Below are 12,907 nucleotides of genomic sequence, written 5' to 3'. Positions count from 1 at the left end.
TTGGCACCAAACTCGGCCGACGTTTTCGCAAGTTCTATCTGGATAGTTGCAGGCACGTCAGCCGCCATAGATGTCGAAGCTGAAGTATTTCTTTGAAATCCTGTCGTAGGTGCCGTCTTTCCGGATGCTATCGATAGCGCCGTTGACTGCGTCAAGCAGGGCCTTGTCGCCTTTCCTGATACCGATGCTTACGCCCGGGCCGAAGATGCTTTCGTCCTTGATGGCCGGACCTCGCGCGAAACCGAAATCACGACCCTGCGCAGTATTCAGGAATCCCGACTCAGCCGTTGGCCCCGAAACCAGTGCTGCATCGAGCCGCCCATCCGCGAGGTCATTCCACACCTGGTCTTGCGAAGGGTAGGGCACAATGTCAACTCCATTCGTCCAATGCTTCCGTGCATAGGCTTCCTGTGTGCTTCCCTGCAAGACTCCGATATGCTTTCCGTTGAGCGATTCGGGCATTGCCACCAGAGCCGAGCCGCGCCTTACAACCAGCGCTTCGAAGTTGGCGTATATCTTGTGGCTGAAATCGATTGCCTTCGCGCGCTTCCCGGTCTGCGACATTGACGAATTGATCGCGTCGAACTTGCGCGCCTGCAACGCGGGAATCATGCCGTCGAACGAGTTTTCAACCCAGACGCACTTCACCTTGAGCTTCTCGCAAATTGCATTACCCAGATCGATGTCAAATCCAACGAGATCGCCACTCGGGGTTTTCGACTCAAACGGCGGGTAAGCGCTGTCGACTCCGAACTTAAGTTCCTTTCCATCGTACGCGAATGCCGCAAATGGAATGGACGTTGCGCACAGGGCGACCAGCAGCGTTTTAATCTTCATTTTGGTTTCTCATAAATTCCAAGTCTGGATTTGCGGCATAGTACTTCTGCTTTTATTGCGTCGGTGGCCTCGGACTCGGACGCTTCTCGAGCGCAGCGCCGGATGTAATGGCATCTAGGTTGGAACGGCATAGCCGTCGACTACAAGCCTCTTGAGGGTGTCGATTTGAAGCGGTCCAATCTCGGGAAGAATGTCGTTGTCCGCCACAAAGTACCGACCGTAACAGGTGCCGAGAATTGCCACGCCGCCCTCGTGCAAGGGCGCTCTCACCCCAGCCAGTTCGGCGGGTCGAAGCGTCGGTACCAACCCGAACGGCACTTCTTCGAGCACGTAGCGTGTGGCGATGTCTCTCGGGCCGGGCGGATCACTCCCTTGCCGGACAAGTTGCTCCGATATTGCCGAAAATGAGTCACCAACCACGCCAAAAGACAGCCTGCAATGATCAAAGGTCGTTCTCACTGACTTTCCGAATGCTGCTGCAATGGTAAGTGTCTCCTGGTCTAGACGGGCTCCCGATGGAGACCAGACTTTCGGTTTATGTCCATTCTGTATGAGATACGCCGCATAACCCAAAGCGATTGCGCCGGCTCCTACGATTGTCACTTGCATGTGCCTTCCACCTTGAAATAGTCCACTGACCGTGCACGACCTAGGCGGTTATGTAATAGATTTCTCAGCCCAAGCCCGAACCCATCGCTGTTTAGGAGAGGGCAAACGAAACGTCACCTACACGTTCTTCGCATATGAGATAGCAAAATGGCAGACGCCAGCCCCACGAATCGATCTGTTGCGGCGACAGATAACGATTCGCGCCGTAGGCGAATAGCGACGCCGCCAGTACGGCGAGACCTGACGTCTACCATTGCAAGCCACCGAAAAACCCCCTGCTGTTCACATCCTGTTCGGTGAGGAAGGAATTGGCCGCTCCGAACTCGCCGCCCGCCGAAAAGCCTTGCAGCAGGCGTCTCGCCACTAGAATCACCGGCGCGAGCACGCCGATCTTGTCGTATGTCGGCACGAGGTTAATCGACGCAGTGCCGCACAGCATCAGGAACGCCGTGCGGCTTAGCGTGAATCGCCGACCGTACTTATCTGCGACGACCCCGAGGATAATTGCACCGACGGGCCGGATGAGGAACGAGCTAGCGAAGGTGAGAAGGCTGAGCAACAGCGCCGATTGTTCGTCCCCGGTCGGAAAGAACAGCTTGGACACGGTGATTGCGAACATCGCGTATACGAGCAGGTCGAACCATTCGAAAAACGTGCCGAAGTTGGCGGCGATGACATCGCGGACCGAATTTTTTACGGGCGTCGCGCAGACACCGGCGTCAAGGGTGTTGGTTCTGTTCGGCATCTTATCTCCTTTGCAGTCGGCGCCGGTCGGATTGTTGCCGCCGGAGCCGTTATAGAGACGCGCCATGCGCGCGCCGCGATTTAAAACAACAAGCTTATGCAGGACAAGCGATATGGAGGATCGAATCGTTGCGCGCAGCAGGGCGAGCGGCCCGATCTTTTAGTACATGGGGACGTCGGCACAGTGCGCCGCAAGCTGCCGGCCGGCCCAGGACGCGGCCGCCTGAACGATGTATGCGCAATTCAGCGGGCCGCGCACCTGGATCGGCGCGGACCGACGAGTGCCGCCACCCGGCCACATGATCGCCGAGATATCTCTTCGAGAGGCCGAGCCTCATTTTCCGTCTTTCATCATTTCGACACCTCAATTGCGGATTACGCCACCCGACAATGCATGAGCGGCATGAGCGGCATGAGCGGCATGAGCGGCATGAGCGGCATGAGCAGGATGGTGTGCTGCCGACGTGAACGACACAATGCCGTCAAAATAGGTCCGGTATTCGAAATGCGTATAGGGGGTTTTCCCCCCCATATGGCTCGGCTCTGCAATTCAGTGGCCTCGCTGAACGAACTTAATGCCAGCCGCGACTATGGACCGAGCAGGCCTTGACTCGGCGAACACGCGTCGGATGCCGGTGCGGTACGGCGCACGGAGCAGGCCCACGGGCGTCGATAGGGCCGGCACCACCGTCGCGCTGCACCTGCCGAAGGCTGGCAACGATGTCGCCCCAAGGGCGCGAAGCGCAGCAATGAGACAGGCACCGCGCACACCGATAACGATGCAGGGTTTTTCGCATGGGCAGTACATCGGGCCAGTTTCAGCCTCGCCTCAACGAAGTCAGGGAATACCCTTATCCACTTTTCAAATAGACGACCGCCTTTGGCGACATTGTTTATCGGACGGTGAAGCGCGAACATTCACCCATGCCGCCATGTTCCGGGCGGACCAGTCCAAGAATGGGAGCGCATCCAATGACTAAAGACGGAAAAATGAGGCTCGGCCTCTTGATGAGATATCTCGGCTATCACGTTGCCGGCCGGAGGCATCCGGATGTGCCGGCGGACGGAGCGCTGAGCTTTGCACATTTCCTAAACACGGCCCGCAAGGCGGAAGCGGCGCATCTCGACATGGTTTTCTTTGCTGACGGTCTTGGGATCCGCGCCAATGACAATCCGAAAGGATCACTTGCGCGTGACATGCGGAATGCAGAGTTGGAACCGATCACGCTTCTCGCCGCACTGGGTGCAACCACGTCACTGGGCGGCTCGCACTGAGCCAAAAGTACTACCGAAAAGTCGTACGTTTTAAATGAATAGCTTAACCAATCACAAATTCGATATATAAAGAAAGGAGCGGAGATGAGACAACTGGTAGCCTCCACTGTGCTTTGCCTGCTGGCGTCTTCTGCGTGCGCCACAGATACTCTGCGCTTCGGCACTGAAGCAGACTATCCGCCGTTTGAATATAAGCTGCCAAGCGGAGAATTGGCAGGTTTCGATATTGACATCGGCAATGCTATTTGCGCGAAACTGCAGGTCAAATGCAAATGGGTTGAAAGTTCGTTCGATGGCCTCATTCCCGCTCTTGAGGCGCGCAAGTTTGACGCCATCAATTCGGACATGTGGGCCACGGAACAGCGCGAAAAAGTAATTGATTTCACATCCGTTATTTACGCGACCTCGGCCCGTTTGGTGGCGCGCTCGGACAGTCACATCCTGCCGAACGTAGAATCGCTCAAAGGCAAGCGCGTCGGTGTTCAACAAGGTGGAACGCAGCAATATTACGCAGAACAGAAGTGGGCGCCGGGTGGCGCTGTCGTAGTTACATATCCGAGTCAAACCCAGGTATACGCGGACTTGGCCGCCGGTCGAATTGATGCTGCCTTGCAGTCGCAGCAAAGCGCGGAGGACAATTTTCTGAACAAGCCCGAAGGCAAAGGGTTTGCGCTGGTTGGCCCGCCACTGACCGATGAGAAGATATTTGGCCGCGGAGTTGCTTTCGGCGTCCGCAAGCAGGATCCGGAGCTCAAAGCTCGCCTTAACGAGGCTATCGCCTCCTTGAAACAAGATGGCACGCTCAGCAAGATTGCCAAAAAGTATTTTCCGTATCAGATCGTGACTCCCTGAAATTCCCGCCAATTCCAACGTGGAGTTTCGCGTGCTTGGGACCAAAAGCGACTATATATCGAGATTACTGCACACCCGCGCAACTTCTGCGGAGAAATCTCGCACAATGGAAAGCAGGAACGAGCTCATTGAGCAAAGCGAAGAAGGTTCGGGAGAGAAATCTCGAAGAGCCGTGCATGATACGAGGAAGGACCCTATGAAGAGGAAGCAGCTATGAAGTCGCCGGTGGCATATCGGGACCCGCACACTACAGTCGTCGACCTGTTCGCATCCTATGTCGAAGAGGCTCGAGACAGGCCTGTTCCGCAGCACGTTTCGGATGTCGCCATAATGCATATTTTTGATCTCATAAGTGCGGCTGGGGCAGGCATCTATGAGCAGATCGCGGTCGTCAGCCGCGACTTAGCTCTGGAAACCTTTCGGCGTGGGCGCGTACAGATCTGGTTCACAGGCGCCGCCAGTTCCGTCATTGGAGCCGCCTGGGCGAACAGCGCCGCCGCTTCGGCGCTCGATGTTGACGACGGGGATCCAGTGGCGCGCGGCCATCTCGGAGCGGCGGTTATTCCCACCGCTTTCGCCGTGGCCCATGAAGTCGGCGCGACATTCGACGAAATCGTGCGAGCCATTGTTATCGGCTACCAGGTCGGTGCGACGATCGCTACCGCGCGCACATCCTATGGTACGACCGGAACTTGGGCTCCCTATGCTGTAGTCGCGACAGCGGGCGCGCTCCGTGACATCGGCAGACGTGTATTGGCGCACGCACTTGCAATTGCGGGGGAAGCGGCGCCGAACTGCGCGCTTATGAGTGCTCCTGCGCCCCATGACCCGCTCCCCGAAGGCAGTGACGTAAAGGAGGGGATTCCTTGGTCTGTCGTAACAGGCCTAAATGCCCTGGAGGCGGCTCAGAAGGGCATGACCGGACCACGAAATATTCTCGATAGTGTTCGTCATTACAAGTTTCCCGTTGATCTCGACGAGGTTATTCGTTCCGGTTCACGCATCAGGGATAGCTATTTCAAATTCTATTCCTGCTGCCGACACATCCATGGTCCGCTGGATGCGCTGCAGGAGTTAATGGCAAAGAACAAAATCAAAGCGCCAGATATTCAAGAAATTAAAGTCGAAATTTACGACGACGCAATGCGTCTTGAAAACAGGTGTGAGCCCCAAAATCTGCCGGACATCCAATATAGCATCCCCTACTGTCTCGCACTCGTAGCTCTTTTCGGGCCGCAGGTCTTGCTGCCACTCAGTGGGGGGGCTCTGAATCGCAATGACGTATCTGCTCTTGCTCGAAGAGTTTTGCTGTCGTGTAGCGCAGATATTGAAGCGGTATATCCGCAGCAAACGCTATCGCGCGTGACTATCACGTGTGGCAGCGGAACGTTTAGCTCTGGAGATACCGTTCCGAAGGGCAAGGGCGAGCATGTTACCTGGCAGGAGCTCGAGTCGAAGTTCAAGATGGCGACGCGCCTTGTCGCCCTTCCGGCACAGCAGAACGAGATCGTTGAGGCCGTACACCAAGCCCGGGCGGGAAATGCGTCAAGCTTGATGACCTGTCTCGCGGAGGTGAGATTTGACGAAGTGGACCGACGCACGAGCAACGAAGGCTAGTTATCTCTAGTAGGAGAAGTATGAAGCTATCTACACCGAAAAATTAATGATGGGTTGGCGGGTGTGGTTTGAGCCGTTTAAACGACGTAGGATTTGCTTGCTTAGGCCGATTCGAATCATTTCCGGGAGATCACATCCACCATGAAGTGGATCCTAAGCTTCCGGTACTGGAGAATGATCGCCTCTGCTGATATTTCGCGAAAGGCGATTGGCGCGGGCCACCCGACTCTCGTGCGTGCTTTGGGCATCTGCCAATTAAACCGGCACTTCTACCAGGTGCTAAGCGCAGTAATTAAATTTGATAGAAGAAACAGCGCCTGCGGATCTGCAGATGACTAATCTTCTGTCTGTGACCTTTTCCAGGAAATGTGATGCGAGATGGATCCGACGTTAATGCGATGGCACGGGTGGTCGCAGCCGAGGTGTTCGAAATTGAGGCGGCGCTTGTTACCCCATACAAGCTGTCCGAAGGAACACTGGTGTCAACACGCGCCGTATTGCTCAAACTGACGGACGCCGATGGCGTTGAGGGCTGGGGCGAGGCCAATCCTTACGATTCCTTTACCGGAGGCACGGCAAGCGATGCTGCACGTGCCCTAAAGGAAACACTGCTGCCTGCAGTCATGGCATCTTCGGCTCCCACCCCCGGTTGCATCGACGAGGAACTCGATACACGGCTCGCTGGACACCTCAGCGCCAAGGGGGCCGTGACGATGGCTCTGCTCGATATACTCGGCAAGCGGCTCGGTGTCCCCGTTGCAACGCTACTGGGCGGGGCGCTGCGGGAGTCACTTCCAGTGGTTTGGCCGCTCAGCAATGGTACATCCGAGGAAGACATCCGCGTGATCGACCAGCGGATTGAGCAAGGATTCTCAAGCTTCGCGTTAAAGATGGGTACGTCGCCAATACGTAGCGAGATACAACGGGTGGCTGACCTGGAGGCGCGTTACGGGAGCCGTATAACGCTGACCGCCGACGCTAACGAAGGCTGGAACCGCGAGGAAGCTCGTGAGTTCCTGAAAGGAGTTAGTGGCTCCCGGCTTGCGTTCGTCGAACAGCCGTTGGAGAAGTCTGATCTGGAGGGAGCGGCGTTGTTGGCCAGGGACAGCAGGCTTGCGATCTCAGCGGACGAAGCGGTGGCTGAACTCTCGCATGCGGCGCGGATTGCAAGCGTCGGTGCCGCTAGTGTCTTTAGTGTCAAGAGCAGCAAAAATGGAGGCCCTTTGCGCGCTCAGCGCATTGTGGCGGTAGCACAGGCGTTTGGGATTTCCTGCTACATGAATTCGATGATCGAGTTCGGCGTGACGCAAGCCGCGTCATTGCAGCACGCCGTAACCATAGGGAATCTCGTCGACGTCGGCCACGCCTTTATGTCAACGTTACGGCTCGCCGAGGACCCGACCGATTTTTCTTCATTCGTGCGCAAGGGGGTAGTGCATCTTCCTGAGAGAGCGGGATTGGGTGTGGAGGTAGACGAGTTCCATGTGCGTCGCATGGCGGTAAGTGGATTTCATCTTCGCCGCTCACCACAGTGAATTGCCAACAACAGCATGTCGGATGAAAAGCATGACGGAATGCGAGACACGCCCGACTCCGCTAGCAGTATTCTGATTGAGGATACTGCTCCGGTTCAGGGCCCTTCGCCTCCACAAGGAGGCGAATCGACAACCTGATGCTTGCAAACCGCTCGTGTGGGAGGCTCGCGCGAGCGCGACCCTTAATTCTGTGCCTGAGTGCAGTGCGGATTGCACGTCATGCGCTTTGAGGGATATTTATCACCGGCTCTACTCCTATCCGACGAGCGTTATTCGCGTGAATCAGATTCGTGTTTGGCCCCGGTGCGCAGATCTTCGCCGCGGATCGGGTGCTGTGAGCCGGTGGCTATACAGAGTGTACTGAAGGCGCCTAAAGCGCGTAACCAATCGCAATGCCGTTCGGCAATCTTGCCGACGTATCCCGACGAGAGCGGGTCGGCTACATACATAGGTATTCGAATATGCCGACGTTAGCCTAACCGAACGGAAATGAAGCCTTCATTGATCAGGCCATGACCTTCACAAAGGATGAGGAAGTTATGACGATTGTGGGAATGTCGTTGAGAAATATGGTGGAGGGTTGGCGCCCGACCCGAAGAGAGGATTTCGAGTCAGCCATTACGGACGATCCAGCACGGGACGTTACGTTTGCGTCGTCGCAGACAACGGAGGCGGGTCAAGGGTGATGTTCTTTTTTCGACACCGAAACGGAAAATGGTGCGTCTTTCCACCCGATCCAGAGAGACCTGCCATACGCATCGCCGAGATTTCGTATGCCCGGGACTGAGGGTGAAAACAAGCGTCAGGCTGAACATTCAGAGCTCGGTCGGTGCCACCGACGATGCGCCAGGGACTTTCTTCGTGTGCTGTGGGTGAGCGATCGTTGATCGCGGTCAGTTTTTCCACGTCCTGATCGTGGTTGCGTGGCCGGTTCGCTGCGATCATCGAACACGTGCCGGCCGGGAACCGGTGAATGCGTGTTCCGCGCCACGCGCGGCTACGCGGCGTGCAGCGAAAAGTACGTGTGGATGTTTAGCATATCGAGGTGAATATGGAGCCGTCCGAAAATCCTGCTCACGAACCGCCCACATCCGCACCGATTCGGCTTGCCGGGCGGGAGGCCTGTGACAGTAAGTGTGACGCGTGCAACGCGAATTTCGACGGTCAGAGAAAGAGGGAAGATCGTCCACGTTCGTGCCAGCGGTCGATGCCCACGCGAATCGACGCGCCAGCGGAGCCTGCCGGATCGGTCGGGGAGCTCTGCGTCGTCGCAACGATCGTGAGTGGACGCTTTCTGTGAACACTTGGGCGGCGAGCAGTTCAGACGATTCAGCGGTCACTCATCCTGAACAGGATGTGGCGCGTTCGGGAAGATGAACGTCTGAGAAAACGCATTTTTTTTGCGTTAATCCGAGGGGCGGTCTGGCTATTCGCGATTATCGGCCATCTATTGCTCACAGTGGCTGTTGCAACGGAAATGTGCAAAGCTCGATTTCTGGCACTAACCGCCCAAGTCACCTCGGGAAATCTACGGGCGGACGGCGCCGCATCCAGTGGGCTCGCGTTGTAGTAGCAATATTCCGAAGTCGTGAACTTGCGCTGCGGGACAAGAATGTGCGGGATTAGCATGTATCGCAGATATTGAGCCGACGGTGCAAGCGTGGCACGCAAGCGCGATGCTAGATGCGGGTTCTGGCTTTCGGCCCGCCGACCGCCGATTTGTTTAACCATCACCGGCCCTCGACATCGGCTAAGCGGAATTGTCTCGAGGAAGCCGGACATTTCGTTACCGCGGTTTTTTGTGACGGCATGGAGTCTCAAGTTGGATGCAATCGTCGTTGGAGCGGGAGTCATAGGGATCACCGCGGCATTGGAACTTCAACAGCGTGGGTTGAAGGTCATGCTGCTGGACCGGCAGTCTGTCGCGCAGGGCTGCAGCTTTGTCAGTGCGGGCGTGATCTACCCAGGCGCATTCCCGTCCAGCACGTACTATCGCATTCCCGAGCTTCCCGCCGCTTTCTTCAAGGCTAGTTCGTCTGCCGCCCTCGATTGGCGATCAGCTCCAGGCCTGCTTTCGTGGTGTGTTCAATACGCGAGAGCAACGCGGTCGGACATCGTCTGGCATGGCACGGACCTACTTCATGAACTCTGTCGGGACTCACTTCGTTCTCTCGAACTGCTGCTTGGCTCGGACCTGCCGCCCCTCAGCAGATGCGGTCACCTGGCGGTTCATCTCTCCTCTTGCGAAGTCGATCGGGCAACATGTCTGAACTCGATTCGCACGTCGCTCGGCGCGGCTGTCAGGATAGTGTCTGGCGGAGAACTGGCCGCGTTAGAGCCTGCGATTTGCCGTCTCGCGCTTGGGCCAAGTGCGGCCGGAGCTACCTTCCTGGCAGGGGCGGCTCACGTGACAGATACCGCTGCGTTTGTTGCCAGTCTTGCGGACGTATTTGTCCAACGCGGCGGGCTCCTGTGCTTCGACAGGGTACAGGGCCTTAATAGCGCAGGATGCGGAAAGGTCGCCGTGAAGTGTGCCCGGGGAGACTACTCACCCGGAACCGTTGTTCTCGCGACCGGCGCACACTCGAACCGGCTTCTGGCAGATTGCGATCATCGCATTCCGCTAGTTGCCGAAACCGGGTACCACATCGAGTTGGACGTCGAGCCCGGATTTATCAGTAGGCCTGTTTCGCTATCAGGCCTTGGCGTGATTCTGACGCCGAGTGAACGCGGAGCCAGGATTTCCGGCCTCATTCACTTCGGGCTGCCAGGTTTCCGAGCGCGGCCCGACCTGCTGTTATCCGCGCTGGATCGCGTGCGCAAATCCCTGCCGGGTCTCAGAGCTCGACCAGGATTCGAGGTACGCAGCGGTGAGCGCCCCAGTACACCGGACTCCTTGCCGGTCATCGAGCGCGTTCCAGGCCATCGTTCCATCTTTGTGTCCACCGGGCACGGGCATCTGGGCCTCACGCTGGCTGCCGTCTCGGCGGGCATCCTTGCGGATCTGGTGACGAATGGCTCATCGAGCTATGAAAGCGAACTCAGCTCCCAAAGGTTCAGCAGAAGTACTAACAGCGAGGCAGTTTTGCGAGCCGCCGATCAAGCGGCAGCGCGCTTGATAACCCGGATGTGTGCACCTTTGTGCTGCGGCGCAGTGCTAAAGAACCTTCTGGCCGTGCACGTCTCGAAGTGATTCGAGGAGCACTGAGCGGTAGAACAGCCTGCGTGCACGAGCTTGCCTTCCGTCACGCATCGCGGCCTACGGTGCCGCGATGAGCAATCGCCTTCGGCTCGTCCGCCGGCCAACGGAGGTCAGATCGCTTTCGATAGCGGAGGAGGAAAATGTGCAGGGCACATGCGAGGCAGCGAAGGAAAGTCTGGTGTCCGAGAGCACCGCACGCGGGAACCCACTGTGCATCGTGGCGTCAATCCGTAACCTCGCGCACATTGAAAGCGCTTACGGCACCGCAACCGCGCTGACCGTCAGGCATGTTGTATGTAGGCGCGCTCGCGATTTCTGTACGCGGGAGTCGGGCATCATGACGCGCAGCGGAGAGCAGATTGTCGTTCTGATTGACCGTGCTGTTCCTGAAGACCTGGCGAACGCTCACGCAGTTTGCAGCGACCATAGCATCGTCGATGCGGTCGTCGCGGCGCTGGGCGACGCGCCGGTGTTCACGTCGATGGGCCTGATCCGCGCAGCCATCGGTGCATCGATCCCGACCTGCGACGGCACACCGTTCGACCCCGAAAAAGAAGCATCCGCGGAGATGCGCATGGGCACCAGAAAGGGGCGGACCCGATACGCGCGCGACATGGAAATTGCCGGGGAACTGCTAGGCGCGATGGAACGCGACGAGTGGTGCTTCCGCTACGAGAAGGTCTGCAGCGCGACCGGTACGGAGAGCGTCAGCTATTGGGAGGCGTTGTTGTGCAGGACCGGAGATGGCGTACCGGTCAGTGTAGGCAAATGGATTCCCGCTCTCGAACGGCTCGGACTGGTGAGCCGCCTCGACAGATGGGTCGTGACGACCGTGATCGATACGCTGCGTGCGCATCCGGGCATGTCGCTAGGCTGTAACGTGTCGATTCAGAGTGCAGCGCTCGGCGGCTGGCGGTCGACGGTCATCGAAACCTTGCCGGGGAACCTCAGGTCGCGGCACGGCTCGTCATCGAGTTGACGGAAAGCGCGCCGCTGACCGACATCGACGCAGTCGTGGACTTCGTCCGGGCGCTGCAACAGCTCGGATGTCGCGTCGCTCTCGATGACATCGGTGCAGGCTACAGTTCCGTGCGGAGTCTTATGGAACTGGGTGTGGACATTGCAAAAGTCGATGGTGGATATCTGCATCAGGCCCGCTCGAATGGGTGCGCACGAGTACATCTGGGTGCGCTGATCCGTCTGGCGCGAACATGCGCTTCGCAGGTGGTGGTCGAACGTGTCGAGGACGAGGAAGACCTGCACGTCTCCCGGGCCTGTGGCGCGCATTGGGTTCAGGGATATCTCTTCGAGCCCATCTTCGCCGCCGGTTTGACACGATCCGCGTCTGAGCCCGAACGGGACTGATGCGCGAGATGGAAGGTCCTGCGGGAGAAAGGAGAAGTCATGAGCGACATCTATCAGTACAAACCTGGAAGTGGCGTGCCGGTCGTCACACAGCCCATCCCTGGCACGCGGACCTGCAGGCCCGCCAGCAATTTTCTTCTTCCGCGACAATGACCGCGCTTGATGCGTCTTCCCGCCTGAGTCCGAACCTCCGTGATGGAGTGTTTCCCGCAAGTGCAGCGCGATAGAGGATCGACCCGGCCATCAAAGCCGGGCAAGTCCGGGATTGAGTGGAGTACAGAAATGTTTGAGAAATCGAAGCCGCTAACGCCCGAGTACGCCCGCGAGCTGGAAGTATGGACGTGCGCCTGGTACGACGAAGCCGTTGCAGCGAATTTCGTGCGCCCGCCGTATCACCCTGACGCGACGATCATCAAACGTCTCCAGGGCTACTTCCACGCCGGCCTGGCGCCGGCTGAAGCCGCAGTGGCATGCTTCGGAAGGAATCACTGAACGGTGTCGTCATCGCGTCCCCGCTGGGCAAGGATGGTCCTGCGGAAGGCAGACAACGATCCGCGGAGGCAATGAATGCCCAGCCCGTTACACGCGTGTATTAACCACTGGAATCGGGCAACAACTTTCAGCGAAGGTGCGCGTCTGTTGGTGTACCGAAGGCGGCGCTTTGGCACCTGAACGAAGGAAACCATCGACGCGAAGCCCTCGGGCGGCTGTGGGGCGGCGCCGCCGCCGCATTCCAGACAGAATGTTTTTTTGTTGATACCTATGCGTGGTTCGGGAGGAGGGCACGACGTTGAACATGATCGAAGTCGCCCGGCGTGTCAAGGTTGAAGTGTGCTATGCGTTGACGCCTGCCCGCTACGCACTGTCCCAC

General features: G+C 57.8%; 11 protein-coding genes. 8 read left to right on the top strand and 3 right to left on the bottom strand.

Annotated elements, in window-relative coordinates; genetic code table 11:
* Positions 1–57: 57 nt before the first annotated feature.
* The 3 genes from HDG34_RS24675 to HDG34_RS24665 form a co-directional block, all read right to left on the bottom strand.
* On the bottom strand, positions 58–837 hold the full coding sequence (locus HDG34_RS24675) for an ABC transporter substrate-binding protein (protein WP_184062884.1): 780 nt from the start codon (positions 835–837) through the stop codon (positions 58–60).
* Between the two features lie 114 nt (positions 838–951).
* A complete protein-coding gene (locus tag HDG34_RS24670; protein ID WP_184062882.1) occupies positions 952–1,446 on the bottom strand; it encodes an NAD/NADP octopine/nopaline dehydrogenase family protein in 495 nt (164 codons plus the stop codon).
* A gap of 247 nt (positions 1,447–1,693) precedes the next feature.
* Positions 1,694–2,257, bottom strand: a complete 564-nt coding sequence (locus HDG34_RS24665) for an MFS transporter (protein WP_260321318.1) — start codon at positions 2,255–2,257, stop codon at positions 1,694–1,696.
* Between the two features lie 905 nt (positions 2,258–3,162).
* Here HDG34_RS24665 and HDG34_RS24660 point away from each other — a divergent pair.
* The 8 genes from HDG34_RS24660 (at position 3,163) to HDG34_RS24625 (ending at position 12,528) form a co-directional block, all read left to right on the top strand.
* A complete protein-coding gene (locus HDG34_RS24660) occupies positions 3,163–3,465 on the top strand; it encodes a hypothetical protein (RefSeq protein WP_260321317.1) in 303 nt (100 codons plus the stop codon).
* Positions 3,466–3,549: 84 nt separating this feature from the next.
* Positions 3,550–4,317, top strand: coding sequence for an ABC transporter substrate-binding protein (locus HDG34_RS24655; protein WP_184062880.1), 768 nt, complete (start codon positions 3,550–3,552; stop codon positions 4,315–4,317).
* 213 nt (positions 4,318–4,530) lie between these two features.
* Complete coding sequence (locus tag HDG34_RS24650; protein ID WP_184062878.1) at positions 4,531–5,934, top strand: MmgE/PrpD family protein; 1,404 nt, start codon at positions 4,531–4,533, stop codon at positions 5,932–5,934.
* 371 nt (positions 5,935–6,305) lie between these two features.
* On the top strand, positions 6,306–7,469 hold the full coding sequence (locus tag HDG34_RS24645; RefSeq protein ID WP_184062876.1) for an enolase C-terminal domain-like protein: 1,164 nt from the start codon (positions 6,306–6,308) through the stop codon (positions 7,467–7,469).
* 1,822 nt (positions 7,470–9,291) lie between these two features.
* Positions 9,292–10,662, top strand: coding sequence for an FAD-binding oxidoreductase (locus HDG34_RS24640; protein WP_184062874.1), 1,371 nt, complete (start codon positions 9,292–9,294; stop codon positions 10,660–10,662).
* A 79-nt stretch (positions 10,663–10,741) separates the two neighbouring features.
* Positions 10,742–11,650, top strand: a complete 909-nt coding sequence (locus tag HDG34_RS24635; RefSeq protein ID WP_184062872.1) for an EAL domain-containing protein — start codon at positions 10,742–10,744, stop codon at positions 11,648–11,650.
* Positions 11,647–12,036, top strand: a complete 390-nt coding sequence (locus HDG34_RS24630) for an EAL domain-containing protein (protein WP_184062870.1) — start codon at positions 11,647–11,649, stop codon at positions 12,034–12,036. The genes HDG34_RS24635 and HDG34_RS24630 overlap by 4 nt, the downstream gene beginning before the upstream one ends.
* Positions 12,037–12,318: 282 nt before the next feature.
* Entirely contained in the window at positions 12,319–12,528 is a 210-nt protein-coding gene (locus tag HDG34_RS24625) for a hypothetical protein (protein ID WP_102630917.1), read from the top strand.
* Positions 12,529–12,907 lie beyond the last annotated feature (379 nt).

It is taken from the genome of Paraburkholderia sp. HC6.4b (assembly GCF_014200875.1).
Classification (GTDB): domain Bacteria; phylum Pseudomonadota; class Gammaproteobacteria; order Burkholderiales; family Burkholderiaceae; genus Paraburkholderia; species Paraburkholderia tuberum.
This window is presented reverse-complemented; position numbering and strand designations above follow the sequence as displayed.

Coding starts and splice junctions, on each gene's coding strand:
- HDG34_RS24675 (WP_184062884.1), bottom strand. CDS start 837: ATGAAGATTAAAACGCTGCTGGTCGCCCTGTGCGCAACGTCCATTCCA.
- HDG34_RS24665 (WP_260321318.1), bottom strand. CDS start 2,257: ATGGCGCGTCTCTATAACGGCTCCGGCGGCAACAATCCGACCGGCGCC.
- HDG34_RS24625 (WP_102630917.1), top strand. CDS start 12,319: ATGTTTGAGAAATCGAAGCCGCTAACGCCCGAGTACGCCCGCGAGCTG.
- HDG34_RS24670 (WP_184062882.1), bottom strand. CDS start 1,446: ATGCAAGTGACAATCGTAGGAGCCGGCGCAATCGCTTTGGGTTATGCG.
- HDG34_RS24635 (WP_184062872.1), top strand. CDS start 10,742: ATGAGCAATCGCCTTCGGCTCGTCCGCCGGCCAACGGAGGTCAGATCG.
- HDG34_RS24645 (WP_184062876.1), top strand. CDS start 6,306: ATGCGAGATGGATCCGACGTTAATGCGATGGCACGGGTGGTCGCAGCC.
- HDG34_RS24655 (WP_184062880.1), top strand. CDS start 3,550: ATGAGACAACTGGTAGCCTCCACTGTGCTTTGCCTGCTGGCGTCTTCT.
- HDG34_RS24660 (WP_260321317.1), top strand. CDS start 3,163: ATGACTAAAGACGGAAAAATGAGGCTCGGCCTCTTGATGAGATATCTC.
- HDG34_RS24650 (WP_184062878.1), top strand. CDS start 4,531: ATGAAGTCGCCGGTGGCATATCGGGACCCGCACACTACAGTCGTCGAC.